Origin of the sequence: Aquibium microcysteis, assembly GCF_014495845.1 — a bacterium.
Taxonomy (GTDB): domain Bacteria; phylum Pseudomonadota; class Alphaproteobacteria; order Rhizobiales; family Rhizobiaceae; genus Aquibium; species Aquibium microcysteis.
In genome coordinates this window covers 3,648,539-3,669,517 of sequence record NZ_CP061080.1, presented here as the reverse complement: position 1 = coordinate 3,669,517, position 20,979 = coordinate 3,648,539, and the positions used below count along the sequence as shown (strand labels likewise).

20 protein-coding genes are annotated in these 20,979 nt (G+C 67.8%); 9 read left to right on the top strand and 11 right to left on the bottom strand.

All coding sequences use genetic code 11. From position 1 onward, the window contains the following. The first annotated feature begins 9 nt into the window (after window positions 1–9). Window positions 10–1,137, top strand: coding sequence for an alkene reductase (locus IAI54_RS17055; RefSeq protein ID WP_187968339.1), 1,128 nt, complete (start codon window positions 10–12; stop codon window positions 1,135–1,137). A 27-nt stretch (window positions 1,138–1,164) separates the two neighbouring features. Here the strand turns inward: IAI54_RS17055 and IAI54_RS17050 are convergent, their stop codons facing one another. From IAI54_RS17050 to IAI54_RS17040, 3 genes are all read right to left on the bottom strand, one after another. Beyond that, window positions 1,165–1,569, bottom strand: coding sequence for a type II toxin-antitoxin system VapC family toxin (locus IAI54_RS17050; RefSeq protein WP_187968338.1), 405 nt, complete (start codon window positions 1,567–1,569; stop codon window positions 1,165–1,167). Next, entirely contained in the window at window positions 1,566–1,829 is a 264-nt protein-coding gene (locus tag IAI54_RS17045; RefSeq protein ID WP_187968337.1) for an antitoxin, read from the bottom strand. The genes IAI54_RS17050 and IAI54_RS17045 overlap by 4 nt, the downstream gene beginning before the upstream one ends. A gap of 65 nt (window positions 1,830–1,894) precedes the next feature. Then, the gene (locus IAI54_RS17040) at window positions 1,895–2,875 is read right to left on the bottom strand and encodes a GlxA family transcriptional regulator (RefSeq protein WP_187968336.1); all 981 of its coding nucleotides are present in this window, start codon (window positions 2,873–2,875) and stop codon (window positions 1,895–1,897) included. A 243-nt stretch (window positions 2,876–3,118) separates the two neighbouring features. Here IAI54_RS17040 and bcoG point away from each other — a divergent pair, with 243 nt between their 5' ends. The 8 genes from bcoG (at window position 3,119) to IAI54_RS17000 (ending at window position 12,316) form a co-directional block, all read left to right on the top strand. Next, window positions 3,119–4,036: a 3-dehydrocarnitine:acetyl-CoA trimethylamine transferase BcoG gene (gene bcoG / locus IAI54_RS17035; RefSeq protein WP_187968335.1), complete on the top strand. Its 918-nt coding sequence runs from the start codon at window positions 3,119–3,121 to the stop codon at window positions 4,034–4,036. A 9-nt stretch (window positions 4,037–4,045) separates the two neighbouring features. Beyond that, window positions 4,046–5,122: a 3-hydroxyacyl-CoA dehydrogenase NAD-binding domain-containing protein gene (locus IAI54_RS17030; RefSeq protein WP_187968334.1), complete on the top strand. Its 1,077-nt coding sequence runs from the start codon at window positions 4,046–4,048 to the stop codon at window positions 5,120–5,122. A 181-nt stretch (window positions 5,123–5,303) separates the two neighbouring features. Further along, a complete protein-coding gene (locus IAI54_RS17025) occupies window positions 5,304–6,479 on the top strand; it encodes an acyl-CoA dehydrogenase family protein (RefSeq protein ID WP_187968333.1) in 1,176 nt (391 codons plus the stop codon). A gap of 304 nt (window positions 6,480–6,783) precedes the next feature. After that, on the top strand, window positions 6,784–7,518 hold the full coding sequence (locus IAI54_RS17020) for a DUF2161 domain-containing phosphodiesterase (RefSeq protein WP_187968332.1): 735 nt from the start codon (window positions 6,784–6,786) through the stop codon (window positions 7,516–7,518). Continuing rightward, complete coding sequence (locus IAI54_RS17015; RefSeq protein ID WP_187968331.1) at window positions 7,515–9,773, top strand: acetate--CoA ligase family protein; 2,259 nt, start codon at window positions 7,515–7,517, stop codon at window positions 9,771–9,773. Before IAI54_RS17020 ends, IAI54_RS17015 begins: the two co-directional genes overlap by 4 nt. Window positions 9,774–9,996: 223 nt before the next feature. Continuing rightward, window positions 9,997–10,779 carry a carnitinyl-CoA dehydratase gene (locus IAI54_RS17010; RefSeq protein ID WP_187968330.1) on the top strand — a complete coding sequence of 261 codons (783 nt, stop codon included), beginning with the start codon at window positions 9,997–9,999 and terminating at the stop codon, window positions 10,777–10,779. A gap of 3 nt (window positions 10,780–10,782) precedes the next feature. Next, entirely contained in the window at window positions 10,783–11,724 is a 942-nt protein-coding gene (locus IAI54_RS17005; protein ID WP_187968329.1) for an alpha/beta hydrolase, read from the top strand. A gap of 181 nt (window positions 11,725–11,905) precedes the next feature. Continuing rightward, window positions 11,906–12,316: a CAP domain-containing protein gene (locus IAI54_RS17000; protein ID WP_187973202.1), complete on the top strand. Its 411-nt coding sequence runs from the start codon at window positions 11,906–11,908 to the stop codon at window positions 12,314–12,316. A 7-nt stretch (window positions 12,317–12,323) separates the two neighbouring features. Here IAI54_RS17000 and IAI54_RS16995 read toward each other — a convergent pair whose 3' ends face one another. From IAI54_RS16995 to IAI54_RS16960, 8 genes are all read right to left on the bottom strand, one after another. Then, complete coding sequence (locus IAI54_RS16995; protein ID WP_187968328.1) at window positions 12,324–13,163, bottom strand: alkaline phosphatase family protein; 840 nt, start codon at window positions 13,161–13,163, stop codon at window positions 12,324–12,326. 119 nt (window positions 13,164–13,282) lie between these two features. Then, window positions 13,283–13,429 carry a type II toxin-antitoxin system RelE/ParE family toxin gene (locus IAI54_RS29215; RefSeq protein WP_338021468.1) on the bottom strand — a complete coding sequence of 49 codons (147 nt, stop codon included), beginning with the start codon at window positions 13,427–13,429 and terminating at the stop codon, window positions 13,283–13,285. Then, window positions 13,426–13,686: a type II toxin-antitoxin system ParD family antitoxin gene (locus IAI54_RS16985; RefSeq protein ID WP_187968327.1), complete on the bottom strand. Its 261-nt coding sequence runs from the start codon at window positions 13,684–13,686 to the stop codon at window positions 13,426–13,428. The genes IAI54_RS29215 and IAI54_RS16985 overlap by 4 nt, the downstream gene beginning before the upstream one ends. A gap of 48 nt (window positions 13,687–13,734) precedes the next feature. Beyond that, the gene (locus IAI54_RS16980) at window positions 13,735–15,399 is read right to left on the bottom strand and encodes an ABC transporter ATP-binding protein (RefSeq protein WP_187968326.1); all 1,665 of its coding nucleotides are present in this window, start codon (window positions 15,397–15,399) and stop codon (window positions 13,735–13,737) included. Further along, window positions 15,392–16,222: an ABC transporter permease gene (locus tag IAI54_RS16975; RefSeq protein ID WP_187968325.1), complete on the bottom strand. Its 831-nt coding sequence runs from the start codon at window positions 16,220–16,222 to the stop codon at window positions 15,392–15,394. Before IAI54_RS16975 ends, IAI54_RS16980 begins: the two co-directional genes overlap by 8 nt. A 9-nt stretch (window positions 16,223–16,231) precedes the next feature. Then, a complete protein-coding gene (locus IAI54_RS16970; RefSeq protein WP_187968324.1) occupies window positions 16,232–17,188 on the bottom strand; it encodes an ABC transporter permease in 957 nt (318 codons plus the stop codon). A 16-nt stretch (window positions 17,189–17,204) separates the two neighbouring features. Then, window positions 17,205–18,791 (bottom strand): ABC transporter substrate-binding protein, encoded by a 1,587-nt coding sequence (locus tag IAI54_RS16965; RefSeq protein WP_187968323.1) that lies wholly within the window; start codon window positions 18,789–18,791, stop codon window positions 17,205–17,207. 156 nt (window positions 18,792–18,947) lie between these two features. Then, the gene (locus IAI54_RS16960) at window positions 18,948–20,960 is read right to left on the bottom strand and encodes a CocE/NonD family hydrolase (RefSeq protein ID WP_187968322.1); all 2,013 of its coding nucleotides are present in this window, start codon (window positions 20,958–20,960) and stop codon (window positions 18,948–18,950) included. Between the last annotated feature and the right edge of the window lie 19 nt (window positions 20,961–20,979).

Here is a 20,979-nt window from a genome sequence, read left to right as displayed (position 1 = left end):
GACTTCTCCATGACCACGCTCTTCGATCCGACCACCGTCGGCGCCATTTCGGTCGCCAACCGCATCGCCATGGCGCCGCTGACCCGCAACCGCTCGCCGAACGCCGTGCCCGGGCCCTATGCCGTCGAGTACTACACCCAGCGCGCGGCTGCCGGCCTGCTGATCACCGAGGCGACCGCCATCTCGCACCAGGGGCAGGGCTATGCCGACGTGCCGGGCCTCTACGGTGCCGACCAGCTCGCCGCCTGGCGAAAGGTGACGGACGCCGTCCACGCGGCGGGCGGGAAGATCGTGACGCAGCTGTGGCATGTCGGCCGCATCTCGCATGACAGCCTCCAGCCCGGCGGCGGCAAGCCGGTCGCGCCTTCGGCGATCCGCGCGAAGTCGAAGACCTATCTGGTGAACGCCGACGGCACGGGCTCGTTCGCCGACACGTCGGAGCCCCGGGCGCTGGGGCTCGACGAGCTTCCCGGGATCGTCGAGGATTTTCGTCGCGCCACGAAGGCCGCGGTGGGCGAGGCCGGTTTCGACGGCGTCGAAATCCATGCGGCGAATGGTTACCTGATCGACCAGTTCCTGCGCTCCGGCAGCAACCAGCGCACCGACGCCTATGGCGGCTCGATCGAGAACCGCGCGCGCTTCCTGTTCCAGGTGGTCGACGCGGTGGTCGAGGCGGCGGGCGCCGACCGCGTCGGCATCCGCCTGTCGCCCGTCACGCCGGCCAACGACGCGTCCGACCCCGACCCGCAGCCGCTGTTCGAGCATGTCGTGAAGGGTCTCGCGAGCCGCGGTCTCGCCTATGTCCACGTGATCGAGGGCGCCACCGGCGGCGCGCGCGATTTCGTCCAGGGTGAGGCGGCGTTCGACTGGGACGCGTTCAAGGCCGCCTATCGCGACGCCGGCGGCACCGGCGCCTGGATCGTCAACAACGGCTACACCAGGGCGCTCGCGCAGGAGGCCGTGGCCAGCGGGCGCGCCGACCTCGTCGCCTTCGGCCGACCCTTCATCGCCAATCCGGACCTCGTCGACCGCCTGCGCCGCGACCTGCCGCTCGCAGAGCCGGAGCGGGCGACGATGTATGGCGGCGGCGCAAAGGGCTACGTCGATTATCCGGCGTGGAGCGACCAGGCGGCCTGACGGCCGGCACCGGGCAGCGGCGGCGCCTCAGGGCACCGTCCAGTCCTCGACGGTCAGCCCGGGCACGTGGCGGAAGGCGACATCGCTGGTGACGAGCGTGGCGCCCGCCTCCAGCGCGTGCGCGGCGATGAGGAGGTCGAGGGGCTGGAGGGAGATGCCGCTGCGGCGCATATCGGCACGCAGCTTGCCGTAGAGATCGCCAGTCGCTTCGGTCCACGGCAGGACCATGATCTCCCGAAGGAAATCTCCCATGCTCCTCGCAAGCCTGCGAGCCTCCGCTTTCCACTCGAGGCCGTAGACGATCTCACCGTAGGTGATCGACGATATTGCGATCGCATCTACGCCGATCTGATCCATCCGGCGGTCGAGGGCCGAGGAGCGGCGATGGACGGCCATGCTCACCGCATTGGTATCCAGCAGGTAGAGCATCATGCCAGCGGGTCATCCCGCTCATGAACACCCTGATCCCGGTCCTCCAGGAAGCCTTCGAGTTCCCAATCGGGAATCTCGGCGCGAGACCTGAAGAAGGCGTCGAACGAGCCCGTCCGCTCCATCCGTTTCGGCGCCAGGATCACCTCGCCTGGATTGGGTCCGGGGCGGAACTCCACCTCCGTGCCCTCGAAGCGGAACCGGTCGGGGATGCGCACGGCCTGGCTCTCGCCGTCCTTGAACAGCTTTCCGATCTCGCCCATCGCAATCACCTCGCAGCCGCGTCCGGTGCGACCATAGCATTTCGCCGCCGATCCGGCCAATGCGCTCAGCCGCGGCGCATCCGCACCGGCGGCTTGCCGAAGGCCTTCGCGAAGGCGCGGCTGAAGGCGCTCGCGGAGGAAAAGCCGGTGCGGGCGGCGACGTCGGCCATCGGCTCGGCCGTGTCGAGCACGAGGCGGCGGGCGGCGTTGAGGCGCAGGCGCAGGTAGTAGGCGCCGGGCGTCTCGCCGATCGCGGCGGCAAAGATCTTTTCCAGCGTCCGTGCCGTGACGCCGGCGCGCCGCGCGATCGCCGAGACGGGCAACGGCCGGTCGACATGGCTCTCCATCAGCCGGATCGCCTGGGCCAGCCGCGGGTCGTAGCCGTCGAGGCGGCCCAGCGAGACGAGCGGCTGGGCGTCGGTGGCGGCGCGCGCCTGGTCGTAGATGAACACCGAGGCGACATCGAGCGCCACCGCCATGCCGAGGCGCGCGCGCACCAGATGCAGCATGATATCGAAGGTCGGCGAGGCGCCGCCGGTGGTGAAGACCGGGCCGTCGATGACATAGCGGTCAGGCCGCACGTCGATGCCGGGGAAGGCGGCCGAAAAGTCTTCGAGGTCCTCCCAGTGGGTGGTGGCGGCGCGGCCGTCGAGCAGGCCGGCGCGGGCGACGAGCCAGCCGCCCGCCTCGACGCCGCCGACGGCGCGCGCCGACCGCGCCGCCCGGCGGAAGGCGGCGAGCAGAGTGCCCGATGCGCCGGCGCGGGTGCCGAAACCGCCGATGGCGACGAGAGCGTCGCATCGCGCTGCGGGATCGAGCGCGCCAGCGACCGCGATCGGCAGCCCGGCCGTCGTCATGGCCGGCCCGCCGTCGGCGGAAACGATCGTCCAGTCGAACAGAGTCTCGCCCGCCACGCGGTTGGCGGCGCGAAGCGGATCGATCGCGGAGGCAACGCACATGAGCGAGGCGCCGGACAGGACGAGGAAGGTCAGCCGCAGTGGCGTGGCTTCTGGTTTGAAGATGGAGCGGCCTTCGCTTTTTGACATTTGGGATTCGTAGAAGGTGAAGCGCATGGAAGCAAGGCGGGGGAAGCTGCAGCGATAGTCGATCGAAGCGCTTGCCCCCTCTCCGTCTCGGGCTTCGCCCGAGCCACATCTCCCCCACTTCGTGAGGGAGAGGACGAGCAGCCGGGCTGCCGGCTGCCGATCCTCTCCCGGCAGTAGCGGGAGAGTTGGCTGCCGGAGGCAGACGGAGCGGGGTCTTCGGCGCCATCCGGAGGGAACTTTTCGATGCCGCTTTCCATGAACCGCGAGGTCTTCATCACCTGCGCCGTCACCGGCTCGGGCGGCACGCAGGACCGCAGCCCGCATGTGCCGCGCTCGCCGAAGCAGATCGCCGAGAGCGCGATCGCGGCGGCGAAGGCCGGTGCTGCCATCGTGCACTGCCATGTGCGTGATCCCGAGACCGGCAAGCCGCGCCGCGACGTTTCGCTCTACCGCGAGGTGACCGAGCGCATCCGCGACGCCGAGGTGGACGTGGTGCTGAACCTGACCGCCGGCATGGGCGGCGACATGGTGTTCGGCGACGTGGAGAACCCTCTGCCACTGAAGGCGCAGGGCACCGACATGGGCGGCGCGTCGGACCGTGTCGAGCACGTGCGTCAGTGCCTGCCGGAGATCTGCACGCTCGACTGCGGCACGATGAACTTCGCCGAGGCCGACTATGTGATGACCAACACGCCCGGCATGCTGCGTGCCATGGGCGGCATGATGACGGCCATGGGCGTGAAGCCGGAGATCGAGGCCTTCGACACCGGGCACCTGTGGTTCGCCAAACAACTCGTGGAAGAAGGCACACTGGCGCCCCAGGCGCTGGTGCAGCTGTGCATGGGCGTGCCGTGGGGCGCGCCGGACGACCTGAACACCTTCATGGCCATGGTCAACAATGTACCCACGGACTGGACCTGGTCGGCCTTTTCCCTCGGGCGCCACCAGATGGCCTATGTGGCCGCCGCGGTGCTCGCCGGCGGCAACGTGCGTGTCGGGCTCGAGGACAATCTCTGGCTCGACAAGGGCGTGCTCGCCACCAATGCGCAGCTGGTGGAGCGCGCGGTGACGATCATCGAAAACATGGGCGCGCGGGTGATCGGGCCGGACGAGGTGAGAAAGAAGCTGGGGCTGACCAAACGGGCGCCGCTGGCGGCATAGGGGGCAGTCATGACCATCAGTAAAGCAGCGTGCATCGGCGGGGGCGTCATCGGCGGCGGCTGGATCGCGCGCCTCGCCTTGAACGGCCACGACGTGGCGGTGTTCGATCCGCACCCGGAAGCCAAGCGCAAGGTCGACGAGGTGATGGCGAATGCCCGTCGCGCCTACACGCGCATGGCGGTGAAGGGCCTGCCCAAGGAAGGCAAGGTGACCTTCGCCGGCTCGATCGCGGAGGCGGTGACGGGTGCCGACTTCATCCAGGAGAGCGTGCCGGAGCGGCTCGACCTCAAGCTGAAGACCATCGCCGAGATCGAGGCGGCCGCACCCGCCGACGCGCTGATCGGTTCGTCGACGTCGGGCTTCAAGGCGACCGACATGGCGAAGGACATGGCGCATCCCGAGCGCTTCCTCGTCGCGCATCCGTTCAACCCGGTCTACCTGCTGCCGATCAACGAGATCGTGCCGGGCGCGAAGACGGGGAAGGACTTCGTCGAGCGCGCGCGGGAGGTCTACACCTCGATCGGCATGAAATGCGTCGTCATCAACAAGGAGATCGACGCCTTCGTCGGCAACCGCCTGCTGGAAGCGGCATGGCGCGAGGCGCTGTGGCTGATCAAGGACGGCATCTGCACGGTCGAGGAACTCGACGACATCATGCGCTACGGCTTCGGCCTGCGCTGGGCGCAGATGGGCATGTTCCAGACCTACCGCATCGCCGGCGGCGAGGCCGGCATGCGCCACTTCATGGCCCAGTTCGGCCCCGCGCTCGCCTGGCCCTGGACCAAGCTGATGGACGTGCCGGAGTTCAACGACGACCTGGTCGACATGGTCGCGAGCCAGTCGGACGCGCAATCGGGCCAGTGGTCGATCCGCGAGCTCGAGCGCATCCGCGACGAGAACCTGATCGGCATCATGGAAGCGCTGGCCAGGGCCGAGAAGGGCAAGGGCTGGGGCGCGGGCGAACTGCACAACGCCTATGTGAAGCGGCTGGGGAAGGCGGCGAGCGCCAAGGTGTCGAAGGCGGCCGAGAAGGCGAAGGCGGAGAAACCGAAGAAGGCGGGCGGGGCCAAGGCGAAGAAGAAATGATCCGCGCGCGGGCCACCCCCACCCATTACCCCTCCCCTCAAGGGGGAGGGGGTCGCCGCCGTCGCACCAGTTTCTCGATCGATGGCGCTGCCAAGGGCGCTCGCCTGTCAGAATCCCCCTCCCCCTTGAGGGGAGGGGTGAGGAGTGGGGGTATCCCCGCGTTGACCTTGGAGGAACTCCCATGCATTTCGGCCTGACGGACGAACAGAAACTGGTCGTCGAAACCACCCGCGCCTTCGTGGAGAACGAGCTCTACCCGCACGAGCGCGAGGTGGAGCGCACGGGGCGGCTGGAGATGGACCTGATCCGGGAGCTGCAGCGGAAGGCGATGGCGGCGGGGCTCTATGCCGCCAACATGCCCGAGGAAGTGGGCGGTGCGGGGCTCGATACGCCGACCTGGCTGCTCTACGAGAAGGAACTCGGCCGGGCGAACTACGCGCTGCACTGGACCTGCGTGGCGCGGCCGTCGAACATCCTGCTCGCCGGCACGCCCGAGCAGAAGGAGAGATATCTCTATCCCTGCATCCGCGGCGAGACCTGGGACTGCCTGGCGATGACCGAGCCGGGCGCCGGCTCGGATCTGCGCGGCATGAAGGCCACTGCCGTGCAGGACGGGACCGACTGGGTGCTCAACGGCACCAAGCATTTCATCTCCCATGCCGACATCGCCGGCTTCGCGATCGTTTTCATGGCGTCCGGTGAAGAGGAGACGCCCAAGTTCCCCGGGGGCGGCAGGCGAAAGAAGATCACCGCCTTCTTCGTCGACAAGGGCACGAAGGGCTTCGCCGTCCGCGACGGCTACCGCAACGTCTCGCATCGCGGCTACACCAATGCAGTGCTGGAGTTCGACGACTGCCGGCTGCCCAAGGAACAGGTTCTGGGCGAGGTGCATCGCGGCTTCGAGGTGGCCAATTCCTGGCTCGGCGCGACGCGCCTGCAGGTGGCCGCGACCTGTCTCGGCCGGGCCGAGCGGGCGCTGAAGCACGCGATCGACTATGCCGCGAGCCGCGAGCAGTTCGGCCAGCAGATCGGCAAGTTCCAGGGCGTCTCGTTCAAGCTCGCCGACATGGCGACGGAGCTGAAGGCCGCCAACCTGCTGACCTTCGAGGCCGGGTGGAAATACGATGCCGGCACGGTGACCGACGAGGACATGGCGATGGCCAAGCTGAAGGCCACCGAAATGCTCGCCTTCGTGGCTGACGAGGCAATCCAGATCCATGGCGGCATGGGGCTGATGGACGACCTGCCGCTGGAGCGCATCTGGCGCGACGCGCGCGTCGAGCGGATCTGGGAAGGGACCTCCGAGATCCAGCGGCATATCATCAGCCGCGCGCTGCTCAGGGCGGTGGGGGGATGAGCGGACGGTTTGCGAAGCCAATCCATCGTGCCGGTGGCACGATGGAAGGCCGCGAATGCCGGGGAGTTGCGAAGCAGCGGGTCCCCGGCCAGGCTGCGGCGTCCTACGATACCCCCCTCTGCCCTGCCGGGCATCTCCCCCTCAAGGGGGGAGATTGCTTGTCGTCAACGCCTCGCTCACTCGCCGGAGTCGAAAAATCGATGCCGACGGCGAAGCTGCCGATCTCCCCCCTTGAGGGGGAGATGCCCGGCAGGGCAGAGGGGGGTGCGAAGGGGCACGCAGTTGCCGGGAGGTATCGCAGCCCATGAGCCGCATCCGCGAGGCCGACCTCTACCTTCCCGTCAAGCGCCTGCTCGAAGGGCAGGGCTACACGGTCAAGGGCGAGGTGGGCGCGGCCGATGTGGTGGCGCTGCGGGCAGGCGAGGAGGAGCCGGTGATCGTCGAGCTCAAGGCCGGCTTCTCGCTGTCGCTCTTCCACCAGGCGATCGAGAGGCAGGCGCTGACGGATGCGGTCTACGTGGCGGTTCCGCGCGGTTCGGGCCGGGCCTCTCAGAAGGCGCTGGCGGAAAACCGCAGGCTCTGCCGGCGGCTCGGGCTCGGGCTGATCACGGTGAAACTCGCCGACGGTTTCGTCGAGGTGCATTGCGATCCGGAGCCCTACAGGCCGCGGCAGTCGAAACCGCGCAAGGCGCGGCTGCTGAAGGAATTCGCAAAGCTTGTGGGCGACCCCAACACCGGCGGCACGACGCGGCGCAACCTCGTCACGGCCTACCGCCAGGAGGCGCTGCTCTGCCTGAGGCTCCTGTCCGCGCAGGGGCCGACCAAGGCGTCCGCCGTGGCGAAGGGAACAGGCGTGCCGCATGCGCGCCGGCTGATGGCCGACAATCACTACGGCTGGTTCGAGCGCGGGGCCGGCACCGGCGTCTACGCGCTGAGCCCGAAGGGCAAGGCTGCGATCGTCGACTACGCCGCCGAGATCGACCGCATCGCCGCCGCCCGCCCTGTCCTCGATGCCCAGCAACCCGGCGCCATCCCATGACCCACAAATCCCGCGACCTGTCCCGCCTCCTGCGCCCGAAGAGCATCGCCGTGATCGGCGGCGGCTTCTTCGCGCCGAACGTCGTGAAGCAGTCGCTGAAGATGGAGTTCGGCGGCTCCATCTGGCCGGTGCATCCGAGCCGCGACGAAGTGGCGGGCGTGCGGGCCTTCCGCTCCCTGGCCGACCTGCCTTCGGCGCCGGATGCGACCTTCATCGGCGTCAACCGCAACCTGACCGTCGAGGTGGTGCGCGAACTCCGCGCCATGGGCGCGGGCGGGGCCATCTGCTTCGCGGCCGGTTTCAAGGAGACCAGCGCCTATGACGCCGAAGGGGAAGGACTGCAGGCGGCGCTGATCGAGGCGGCGGGCGACATGCCGGTGATCGGGCCGAACTGCTACGGCCTGATCAACTATGCCGATGGCGCGCTGCTATGGCCCGACCAGCATGGCGGGCGGCGAATGGCCGAGGGCGAGCGGGGTGCCGCGATCATCACGCAGTCCTCTAACATCGCCTGCAACCTCACCATGCAGACCCGCGGACTGCCGCTCGCCTTCCTGATGACCGCCGGCAATCAGGCGCAGACGGGCCTGTCGGAAATGGCGCTGGGCCTGATCGAGGACGAGCGCGTGAAAAGCCTGGGCGTGCACATCGAGGGCTTCGACAGCGTTGCCGGCTTTGAGCGGCTGGCGGCACGGGCGCGGGAACTCGGCAAGCCGATCGTGGCGATGAAGGTCGGGCGCTCCGAGCAGGCGCGGGCGGCGACCGTGTCGCACACCGCCTCGCTGGCGGGATCGGACGCCGCGTCGGATGCCTTTCTCCGGCGGCTCGGCATTCCGCGGGTGGACACGATCCCGTCCTTCCTGGAGACGCTGAAGCTCTTCCACGCCGTCGGCCCGCTGCCGGGCGGCCGGCTGTCGTCGATGAGCTGTTCGGGCGGCGAAGCCTCGGTGATGGCCGACACAGCGGTCGGCCGCGGGGTGCATTTCCCGGCGCTGGAAGCGGAGCACAAGGCGCGGGTCGAAACCACGCTCGGGCCGCTGGTCGCGGTCGCCAACCCGCTCGACTACAACACCTACATCTGGGCCAAGGAGGAGGCACTGACCGCCGCCTTCTCGGCCATGGTCTCGGGCGGCTTCGATCTCAATCTGCTGGTGCTCGACTTCCCGCGTACCGACCGCTGTTCGGACGCCGACTGGTGGCCGACGGTCAATGCGTTCGAGACGGCCCTGAAGGCGAGCGGCGCCAAAGGCGCGATCGTCGCGTCGATGGGCGAGAACCTGCCGGAGGGGCATGCGGAGGCGCTGCTGCTGCGCGGCATCGTGCCGATCAGCGGCATCGCGGAGGCCTTCGATGCGGCGGAAGCGGCGGTGATGGTGGGGGAGGCGTGGAGGCGCGAGATGGGGTTGCCTGTGGCTGAGCCAACGGGCTTGCCTGCAGCCTTTGCGCGAGGCACCCCCCTCTGGCCTGCCGGTCATCTCCCCCTCAAGGGGGGAGATCGACTGCCGCCGTCGCCGCGCGCGATCGCAGACGGTGGAGGACCGGCTCCGACCTCGCAGCTGCCGATCTCCCCCCTCGAGGGGGAGATGACCGGCAGGCCAGAGGGGGGTGCCTCGCGCCGACCTTTCGAAAACACTGACGAGGCCGATGCCAAGGCCTGGCTCGCCGCGGCCGGTCTCTCCGTTCCCGCCGGCCGCCGCGCCGCGACGCCCGACGAGGCCGTCGCAGTGGCCGAGGCGCTCGGGTTCCCCGTGGCTGTGAAGGCGCTGGGGGTCGCCCACAAGTCGGAGGCCGGAGCGGTGAAGCTCAACCTTCGCGATGCGGATGCGGTGCGCGCGGCGGCGGAGGCGATCGCTGGCCTCGGCACCGGCCTCTATGTCGAGCGCATGGTCGCCGGCGGCGTCGCGGAGCTGATCGTCGGTGTGACGCGCGATCCGCTGTTCGGGCCGGTGATGACGGTGGGTTCGGGCGGCGTGATGGTGGAACTGCTCAAGGATTCCGCCACGCTGCTCCTGCCCGCATCGCGCGAGGACATCGAGGTCGCTCTGCGCTCGCTCAGGCTGTTCCCGCTGCTCGACGGGTTTCGCGGGCGGCCGAAGGGCGATCTCGAGGCGGCCATCGACGCGATCGGAAGGATCGCCGATTTCGCGCTGGTGACCGACGTGACCGAGATGGACATCAACCCGCTGATCGTGTGTGCGGCAGGGCAAGGCGCCTGGGTGGCGGATGCGCTGATGGTGGTGGGGGTGATAAAGTGATCAGCATCGGCGCTCCGCCGCGCCCCCCTCTGCCCTGCCGGGCATCTCCCCCACGAGGGGGGAGATCGGCTGTCGCCTCCGCTTCGCCTGGTCGAGAAAAGTTCGACGAAGGCACCGCCGTCGAAGCCGCTGATCTTCCCCCTCGTGGGGAAGATGCCCGGCAGGGCAGTGGGGGGCGCCGTCGAGCTCGGACATTTGCGGCGGAGCCCTTCAGGAGGATACCATGACCGACGTCATTACCACCCGCACAGAAGGCGCGATCCTGGAGATCACGCTCGACCGGCCGAAGGCCAACGCCATCGACCTCGCCACGTCGCGGCTGATGGGCGAGACCTTCAAGGCGTTCCGGGACGATCCGGCGCTTCGGGTGGCGATCGTGAAGACGGCGGGCGACAAGTTCTTCTCGGCCGGCTGGGACCTGAAGGCCGCCGCCTCGGGCGATGCCGTGGATGGCGACTACGGCGTCGGCGGCTTCGCGGGCCTGCAGGAACTGATCGACATGAACAAGCCGGTGATCGCCTGCGTCAACGGCGTGGCGGTCGGCGGCGGCTTCGAACTGGCGCTGTCCTGCGACCTGATCTACGCCTCCGAGCACTCCTCCTTCGCGCTGCCGGAGATCCGCGCCGGCACGCTGGCGGACGCCGCGACCATCAAGCTGCCGAAGCGCATGCCTTATCACGTCGCGATGGACCTGCTGCTGACCGGCCGCTGGATGGACGTCGCCGAGGCGCATCGCTGGGGGCTGGTCAACGAGGTGCTGCCGGCCGACCGGCTGGAGGCGCGCGTCTGGGAGGTGGCCCGGCTGCTCGCCGGCGGCCCGCCGCTGGTCTTCGCGGCCATCAAGGAAGTGGCCCGCGAGGCCGAGGCCATGGGCTTCCAGGAGGCGATGAACTGGATCACCAAGCGCAAGTTCCGCACCGTCGACGCCCTCTACGCCTCCGACGACAACATGGAGGGCTTCCGGGCCTTCGCGGAGAAGCGGGATCCGGTCTGGAAGGGGAAGTAGCCGATGACCGACTACGCAACGCTCATCGACGCCGAGACCTGGGCCTTCATCGAGCGGACGAATTCCTTCTATCCACCCGACACGATCGACCAGACGATCGACGGGCAGCGGGCGATCTACGATCGGATGTGCCGGGCATTCCACGCTGGCCATCCCGACGGGATCACGGTCGAGACGACGGCGATCGAAACGGCGACGCATCGCATCCCGATCCGCGTCTACACGCCGACGGAGATCGTGCCGGCCGCGCTCGTGCTCTATTTCCACGGCGGGGGTTTCGTCGTCGGCGGGCTGGAGAGCCATGACGACGTCTGTGCGGAACTGGCGAAGGTTGCCGGCTGCACCGTCGTCTCCGTCGACTACCGGCTGTGCCCCGAACATGTGCACCCGGCCGCCTTCGACGACGCGATGACGGCGTTCCGCTGGGCGGCGGACACGCAGGCCCTGCCGATCGTGCTCGCCGGCGATTCGGCGGGGGGCAACCTCGCCGCCGCGGTGGCGCACCACACGCGGCGCGATGCGCGGGCAGCGGTCGGCCAGGTGCTGATCTATCCGGGGCTCGGCGGCGACCAGTCGGCGGGCTCCTACGTGACCCATGCCGAGGCGCCGATGCTGTCCGTGCGCGACATCGACTTCTACCGCGACATCCGCGCGGGTGGGGCCGACATCGCCGGCGACGCCAGCTTCGCGCCGCTGTTCGACACGGATTTCTCCGGCCTGCCGCCGACGGTGGTGGTGACGGCAGAGTGCGACCCGCTGTCGTCGGATGGCGCGGCCTACCGCGACCGCATCCTTGCGGCGGGCGGCAAGGCCGTCTCGTTCGAGGAGGCCGGACTGGTGCACGGTTATCTGCGGGCGCGGCATTCGGTCGGGCGAGCGCGGGCGAGCTTCGGACGCATCGTCGCGGCGACGGTGGCGCTGGCGAGGGGGGAATGGCCGTACTGACGGCCGCCGAACAGGGAGGACGTCTCGCTGCCCGCAGATTGACGCATTCGCGGGGCAACGGCAGGGTCTGGCCCACCGTCGGCACCTCCGGCGATTCACCTTCGACAGGACTCCCATGGTCTCCATGCTTCGCAGTGCAGCCCTCATCGCCTGCCTCGCGCTTCCGGTAGGGTGCAGCGTGATGTCGCTCGCCCCGTCCATCGACACGTCGACCGTCGGCGCGTCGGCAAGCGCGCAGGAGGTCTACGGCTACGTACGCAGCTCGGCCGGGCTCGCCGCGGCACGGCCCGATCCGGCGCTGGAAAAGGCGGCGATGCAGCAGGCCCGCTACATGGCCGAGGCGGGGCGGATGGTGCACACGACCGGCCGCGGCCGCGACTTCTCGACCCGCATGCGCCAGAACGGCGTCGAGGGACCGGCGGCGGAGAACATCGCGCACGGCCGCATGGAGGTCGCCAAGGTGTTCCAGATGTGGGTCGACAGCCCGCCGCACCGCCGCAACATGCTCGACCCGCGCTTTTCGCGCTACGGCCTCGCCTCGGCTGCCGACGCGGAAGGCCGGCGTTACTGGGCGCTGGTGATGGGCAAGTAGCCGCCCCTCACGTGAGGAACGGCCTGGCCGTCATCGTCTCAGGCACCGGTACGCCGAGGCGGGTGAGGATAGTGGGCGCGAGCTGGAGCTGGTCGAGCAGGGTATCGTCGGCCGGACCCTGTCCTTCGCCGAAATAATAGAGCGCGAAATCCTGCTGCAGGTCTTCCCGCCCGCCATGATGGCCGCGGTCGGTCTGGCCGTGGTCGGCGGTCACCATCACTTCGTAGCCGGCGGCGCGCCATTTCGGCAGGAAGGCGGCCAGCATGCCGTCGGCCACCGCGCAGGCGTGGTCCATCGGCGTGTTGTCGTGGCCGAAGCGGTGGCCCATCGAGTCCAGCGTGCAGGTGTGCAGGATGCCGTAGTCGATGCCGTGGCGCCTGCACAGCATGGTCAGGGTGGCGAAGAGATCGACGTCCGACGGCGTCATCTGGTTGTCGTGACCGTAGCCGGTCATGGTGTGGAAGCGGCCGTGGGTGATCGGGCCGGCCGGTTCGTCGTATTCCATGTCCTCGACGAGATCGAAGGGATGGGAGCGGAAGAACTCGGACCAGTAGGAATGGGTCACCGCGCCCGTCTTGCCCCCAGCCTTCGTCACTTCGGAAAAGATGTCGGGCTGCGAGACGCGGAAGCGCACTTCGTTCGACAGGATACCGTGCACCTGCGGCGGCACGCCGGTGTGGATGGAGGCATAGCAGCAGGCCGAGGTCGACGGCAGCACGGAACGCATCTTCCAGACCCGAGCCTCGCCCGACTGCACCCAGCCTTCGAGATTTCCGAACAGCCGGCGCCAGTTGCGCCACGGAACGCCGTCGAGGATGATGAGGAGGAGTTTGGAGGAGAAGGGCATTCGTCAAGGCTTTCGAAGCTGGGAGGCAACATCCATCCGCTGATGCAAGATGCGGATCACCTGGATGACGCCGCCGGCGGTTCCTGTATAGAAGATAAAATGCGAGCCGACCGACTGCATCAAGTAGCCGGTCCTGAACCGGTCGCCGCGAGCGCCAGACAGGTGTCGCGGATCATCGCGGTGTATCGCTTGGCTTGCTCTTCCGACCAAATCTGTTCCGTGTAGTCCCAGATGCCGTCGAGGTCCGCCTGAGCCGCCCTGCTCACAGCGTACCCGTTCGTGCCGAGCGTCCGGCCTTCTTCCGGGCGATGAACTCGTCGAAGTCGAAGGGCTCCGGACGTCCGCTGTTCTCGCCTTCGATCAAGGCGGCACGGACGTATGCGCCGTAGTCCTGCGCGGCCTTCAACAGCCTCAATCCAGCCGCTACGACGTCACTGGCCGACGCGAAGTTTCCTCCATCGACCTGCTGTTCGATGAACGCGGCGGAATGATCGTCCCGTGACAGCGTCGTATGCTCGTTCATGCTGCGTAATCTACCAAAGTTCGGCTGATCCGCCAGATCCGGTGTTCATCAGTTCCCCGCCGCTTCCATCCGCCGGCCCTTGATCGCCTTCTCCAGCCAGCCGACCTCCATTTCGGGAACCGAGGAGAGCAGGAGGTCGGTATAGTCGTCGAAGGGCGGGGTCAGCACCTGGCTCTTCGAGCCGTAACGCACCACAGCGCCGCGATACATGACGGCGATGGAATCGGCGATGGCGCGGACGGTGGCGATGTCGTGGGTGATGAAGAGATAGGCGACGCTCTCGACCGCCTGGAGGTTGAGGAGCAGCTTCAGGATGCCGTTCGCCACCAGCGGATCGAGCGCGGAGGTGACCTCGTCGCAGATGATCAGCTTCGGCTTGGCGGCGAGCGCACGCGCGATGCAGACGCGCTGCTTCTGGCCGCCGGAGAGTTCGGCCGGATAGCGATCGAGGAAACCCTTGCCCATCTCGATCTCTTCGAGAAGCTCGGCGACGCGGCGGTCGCGCTCGGCGCCGCGCATGCCGAAGTAGAATTCGAGCGGCCGGCCGATGATGGTGCCCACCGTCTGGCGCGGGTTCATGGCGACATCCGCCATCTGGTAGATCATCTGCAGTTCGCGCAGATCGTCCTTCGACCGGTTGGCGAGCTTCGCCGGCAAGGTGCGCCCGGCGAAGGTGATGGAGCCTTCGCGCGGCGGCAGCAGGCCGGTGATGGCGCGTGCCAGGGTCGACTTGCCGGAGCCGGACTCGCCGACGACGGCGAGCGTCTGGCCGGGATGGATGTCGACCGAGACGTTCTTCAGGACATCGACGAGACCGCCGCCATAGGCGGCGGTGACGGTCTTCACCGACAGGAGCGGCTTTTCGCCCGGCGTCTTCTCCTGGTGCTCGATGCGGTGCACGGAGACGAGCTGGTTGGTGTATTCCTGCCTCGGTTCCCGGATGATCTGCTGCGTCCCGCCCCATTCGACGAGCTTGCCGTGGCGCAGGACCATGATCTCGTCGGACACCTGGGCGACCACCGCGAGATCGTGGGTGATGTAGAGCGCGGCGACGCCGGTGTCGCGGATGGCGTCCTTGATGGCGGCGAGCACGTCGATCTGGGTGGTCACGTCGAGCGCCGTGGTGGGCTCGTCGAAGACGATCAGGTCGGGCTCCGAGCAGAGGGCCATCGCGGTCATGACGCGCTGCAGCTGGCCGCCGGAAACCTGGTGCGGATAGCGGCGGCCGATCGTCTCGGGATTGGGCAGCGAGAGCTTCCTGAACAGCGCGACGGCACGCTTCTCGGCCTCGGCGCGGTTTGCCACGCCGTGCAGCATGGCGGCTTCCACCACCTGGTCCATCAGCTTGTGCGCGGGATTGAAGGCCGCCGCCGCCGACTGCGCGACGTAGCAGACCTCCTTGCCGCGCAGCTTGCGGAGCCCGCCGATCCCGCCCTTCAGGATGTCACGGCCGTTGAGGAGCACCTCGCCGCCGGTGATGCGCACCCCGCCGCGGCCGTAGCCCATCGCCGAGAGGCCGATGGTGGACTTGCCGGCGCCGGATTCCCCGATCAGGCCGAGCACCTTGCCGCGTTCGAGCGTCAGCGAGACGCCATCGACGATGACGATGTTCCGCGGCGCCTCGCCGGGTGGATAGACCGTCGCCTCGATCCTGAGGTCGCGGATCTCGAGCAGCTTGCCTGCGGGCTTCGCCGGTGCGGACGCCTTAGCCATTGCCGCGGCCCCCCTTCAGGCTGGTGGTGCGATTGAGGATCCAGTCGGCGACGAGGTTGACGGAGATGGCGAGCACGGCGATCGCCGCGGCCGGAATGAGCGCCGCCGGGATGCCGAAGACGATGCCTTCCTTGTTCTCGCGCACCATGCCGCCCCAGTCGGCCTCCGGCGGCTGGACGCCGAGGCCGAGGAATGACAGCGCCGACAGGAACAGGACGGCGAAGATGAATCGCAGGCCGAGTTCGGAGACGAGCGGCGACAGCGCGTTCGGCAGGATTTCCCGGAAGATGATCCAGCCCCGGCCCTCGCCGCGCAGCTTGGCCGCCTCGACGAAGTCCATGACGTTGATGTCGACCGCGACGGCGCGCGACAGGCGATAGACGCGGGTGGAATCGAGGATGCCCATCACAAGGATCAGTGTCAGCACCGTCGAAGGCAGAACCGACAGGACGACGAGCCCGAAGATGAGCGTGGGGATCGACATCAGGAGATCGACGAGTCGCGACAGGATCATGTCGAACCAGCCGCCGACCACCGCTGCCGTGAAGCCGAGGATGGCGCCCAGCGAGAAGGACAGGGCGGTGGCGAGGCCGGCGATGAGCATCGTCGTCTGCGCCCCGAACAGCATGCGGGAGAGCAGGTCGCGGCCGAGATTGTCGGTTCCGAGCCAGTGTTCGGCACTCATCGGCTCCCAGACGTCGCCCACGATCTCGCTCAGCCCATAGGGTGCGATGGCCTGGGCGAAGACGGCGGAAAAGACCAGAATGGCCGTCAGGAACAGGCCGACGGCCGCTCCGGGTGTGATGGTCTTGAAGTCAGGCATCGTCGTGTCTCACTTCGGATGCCTCAGGCGCGGATTGGCAATGATGGCGGCGATGTCGGCGATGATGTTGAGGCCGATGTAGACGGCCGCGAAGATGAGGCCGACCGCCTGCACGACCGGCACGTCGCGCTTCGACACGTGGTCGACGAGATACTGGCCCATGCCCGGATAGACGAAGATCACCTCGACCACGACGACGCCGACGATGAGGAAGGCGAGGTTGAGCATGATGACGTTGACGATGGGGGCGATGGCGTTCGGGAAGGCGTGCTTGCGGATGATGTCGAAGCTCGACAGGCCCTTCAGCTCGGCGGTTTCGATATAGGCCGACTGCATGACGTTGAGGATCGCCGCCCGCGTCATGCGCATCATGTGGGCGAGAACGACGAGGACCAGCACGGTGGCCGGCAGAACGATGGCGTTGAGCTTGTCGGCCAGCGGCATGCCGCCATAGACGGTCGAGATCGACGGGAACCACTGCATCTTCACGGCGACGAAGAAGATCAGCAGGTAGCCGATGAAGAATTCGGGCAGCGACGTCGAGGCGAGCGCGAAGCCCGAGATCGCCTTGTCGATGGGACCGTTGCGATAGCGCACCGCAAGAAGTCCGAGCATGACCGCGAGCGGGACCGAGACGATGGCGGCCCAGAAGGCGAGGAACAGGGTGTTCCACAGGCGCGGCATGAGGGTGGACACGATCGGCTGTCGCGTCGTCAGCGCAGTGCCGAGGTCGCCCGTGAGAACGCCGCCGAGCCACGAGAAGTAACGAACGATCGCGGGATCGTTGAGGCCGAGTTCCTTGCGCAGATTGGCGAGCGCTTCGGGCGTGGCGGTCTGTCCGAGAATGGACTGCGCGACGTCGCCCGGAAGGATCTGCGTGCCCGCGAAGATCAGCACCGACACGGCGAAGAGGAGGAGAACGCCCAGCGCGATGCGCTGGGCGATCAGGGTCAGGATGGGCGACACGGCTCCGTGGTCCGTATCACGCCTTCACCCAGCAGCGGGCGAGCGCGTAGCCGTCCATGAGTTCGTGGTTCACGCCGCCGCCATAGCCACCGACCTTGTCGTTGATGGCGTCGATGTACTGGTTGAACATCGGCAGGATGAGGCCGCCCTCGTCGCGGACGATGATGGCCATCTCGCGGTAGAGGTTCTTGCGCTTGTCCTGATCGAGCTCGGCACGCGCCTCGAGGAGGAGCTTGTCGAACTTTTCGTTGAAGAAGCGCGTGTCGTTCCAGTCGGCGCTGGACAGATAGGCGGTCGAGTACATCTGGTCCTGCGTCGGACGGCCGCCCCAGTAGGAGGTGGAGAAGGGCTGCTTGTTCCAGACTTCCGACCAGTAGCCGTCGCCGGGCTCGCGCTTCACTTCGATGGTGATGCCGGCCTTGGCGCAGGTCTGCTGGTAGAGCTGGGCCGCGTCGACGGCGCCCGGGAAGGCCACCTCCGAGGTACGCAGCAGGACCGGACCGTCATGGCCGGACTTCTTGTAGTGGAAGGCCGCCTTGTCGGGGTCGTAGGTGCGCTGCTCGATGTCGTCCGAGAACAGCGGGTAGGACGAGTTGATCGGGAAGTCGTTGCCGACCGAGCCGTAGCCGCGCAGGATCTTGTCGACCATCTCCTCGCGGTCCATCGCGAGCTTGAGGGCCATGCGCAGGTCGGCGTTGTCGAAGGGACCGGTGTTGCAGTGCATGATGAAGACGTAGTGGCCGGGTCCCGAGACCGTCTGGATCTCGATGCCGGGCACGCGCTTGATCAGATCGACGATCTTGGGCTCGACGCGGTTGATCATGTGCACCTGCCCGCCCTGCAGCGCCGAGGTGCGCGCCGTCGGGTCGTTGACCACGATGATCTCGACCTGATCGGCAAAGCCTTCCTTGTCGGGCTGCCAGTAATTGGCGAAACGCTCGCCGACGTAGCGGACGCCCGGCTCGTTGACGGCCACCTTGTAGGAACCGGCCGAAATGCCCGCGTCCGGCGCGTCCTTGCCGCCGTTCGGCTGGATGATCAGATGGTAGTCGGCCATCAGGTAGGGCAGGTCGGCGTTCGGCTCCTTGAGCGTGATGACCACGTCTCGGCCGTCCGCCTTCATGGACTCGATCCCGCGCATGATGCCGAGCGCCCCGGACTTGGAGTCCTCGTTGGAATGGCGCTCGAGCGTGGCGACCACGTCCTCGGCGGTGACCGTCTTGCCGTTGTGGAACTCGACGTCCTGGCGGATCTTGAACGTCCAGACCTTGGCGTCGTCGGATGCGCCGAACTCTTCGGCGAGGCGGTTCTCGAGGCCGCCCGGCTTCAGAGCGACGAGATACTCGCCCCAGCACTTGGCGAAGTTGAAGGGAACCTGGCTCAGGAAGGTCGCCGGGTCGAGGCTGTTGGTGGCTTCGCCGCCCTGCAGGCCGGCCTTCAGGATGCCGCCGCGGACGGGCGCCTGGGCAAGTGCGGCGCTCGACAGGAGCATGTTGGCGAAGGGCGCGGTGACACCCAGCGCCGCGGCCCGACCGAGGAAGTCACGGCGGCTCAGGCGCCCCATCGCCACGTGACGGCTCAGGAATTCGAGTTCGTTCGACATTGATTGCTCCTCGCTGAGAATAGTGTTGCCCCTGGCCCATTTTTGTCGGGCTCTGTGTGACAAGGATATTGCCGCCAAGAGGACCCGGGCGGCAAGACCCAATGCGACATTCCGTGACGTAATCGACGTGTCGCGATTGGACGGGCGGTGGCGCGATCAGATCAGATCGCGTTTGATTTTATTGCTGAATTTTCGCGTGAACACAACCCTGTCGTCCTCGAATGCCTCAATCCGTCCTTCCAGGTGGAAGAACGCGGCGTCGGATCGCATGGCTGTGAAGGTCTCGGTGCGCAAACGCCAGTCGCCGCGGCCAAGCGTTTCAGTCCAGTGCGTCTCGCCCTGCGCGGACAGGGGATCGGCCGGATCGATCGTCCAGGTCTCGCGCGCCACGGTTCCGTTTTCCAGCCCGTGGTCGAGGTCGCGGGCGTCCCCGAAATCGTCCTCGATGGACAGGGTCACGAGGCCGGTGGCGGGATCGCGGGTGACCACGCGGCGGTTCGAGGCCTTGCGGATGGTCTCGATGGCCCAGGGCGTCGCGCCCTCCGGTTCCTCGAAACGCCATTCGGGCTCCGAGCCCGTGCGGGGCCGCACCGGCAAATCGATCGCAGCCTCGTGCAGGGTGAGCGTTACGGGCTCTGGCGAGGGCCAGACGAGCGGCCAGTAGGTCGACGAGATCGCCACGCGCAGCCGGTGCCCCGGCTTGACCGAATAGGCGACGTCGTCGAGCCGGAGCGAAACGTCCATGACCTCGCCCGGCACGACGGGCTGCGGGAACTCGCGCGAGGCGCGGTGGCAGAGGTTCAGGACGCCGTAGGTGATGCGGGTCGAGGCGCCATCCGGCTGGACGTCGCAGAGGCGCACCGCGACCATGGCCACCGGCCGATCTGCGGAGATCTTCATGCGCAGCACCGGACCGCCGACGATGTCGAGATCCGCCGCCAGGGGGGCACCGTCGAAGCAGACGGATTTGTCGTCGTCGATGCGCTGGTCGCCGGGCAGTTCGGGGCCCAGCCAGATGGCGCAATACTCGCCGCCCGCCATGCCGCAATCCTGCGGCGTCGCGACGACAACATCCAGCGGTACCGCCTCGCCTTCGGCAAGCGCGCCGTCCGGCCGGAGTGTCAGCGACTGCTTACCGATGGCCGGCGACGGCCAAACCCGCTCTGCGATCCACCGGCCCGGTCGTTCCTCGTACCAGTCGCGCGGCGGGACGGAATCCATCAGGTAGAGCCGCATCGCCGGATCGCGCTCGACGCCGGTGTCGACGTCCTTCAGCCAGCGGTCCCACCAGCGCAGGGCCTCCTGCAGGAACCCGATCGCCGGCTTCGGCACGGCGAAATGCGGATACTTGTGGATCCACGGCCCGACGATGCCCCTGGCGGGCGCATTCGTGATGCCGGTGACGAGGCGCGAGACGGCGTTCTTGTAGGCGTCGCCCCAGCCGCCGACGGCAAGCGTGGCCGCCTTGATCCGGGAAAAGTCCTCGCAGACGGAGCCGCGCTTCCAGTAGGCGTCGCGGTGCTGGTGGGTGAGCCAGAGGGCGGGCAGGAAGGGCTCGTGCTCCAGCCGGTCGAGCCACATCTCGCGCCACCGGTCGCCGACGAGCGCCGGGTCGGGCGAACGCGAGGAGTAAGCCAGCATCGTGGCACCCCAGCCCTGGTTCTCGTTGAGCAGCAGCCCGCCCTTGTAGTGGATGTCGTCGGCATAGCGGTCGTCGGTCGAGCAGAGCGTGACGATCGCCTTCAGCGCTTCCGGCTGCATGGCGGCCACCTGCAGCGCGTTGAAGCCGCCCCAGGAGATGCCCATCATGCCGACGCGACCGTTGCACCAGGGTTGCGCGGCCGCCCAGGCGATGACGTCGCAGGCGTCCTGCAGCTCCTGTTCGGAATACTCGTCCTCCATCAGTCCTTCGGAATCGCCGTTGCCGCGCATGTCGACACGCAGGCAGGCGTAGCCGTGGCCGGCGAAATACGGATGGGTCAGGTTGTCGCGTGCGGTGGTTCCGTCGCGTTTGCGGTAGGGCAGGTGCTCGAGGATGACCGGCACCGGATTGGCCTCGGCATCCTCGGGAATCCAGGCACGGACCGACAGGCGGCAGCCGTCGGGCATGACGATGCCGAGATCGGGATACTCGACGACCTTGCGGGGAAATTCGGTGACGATCTTCATGGGAGCCCTCTTCGATGAC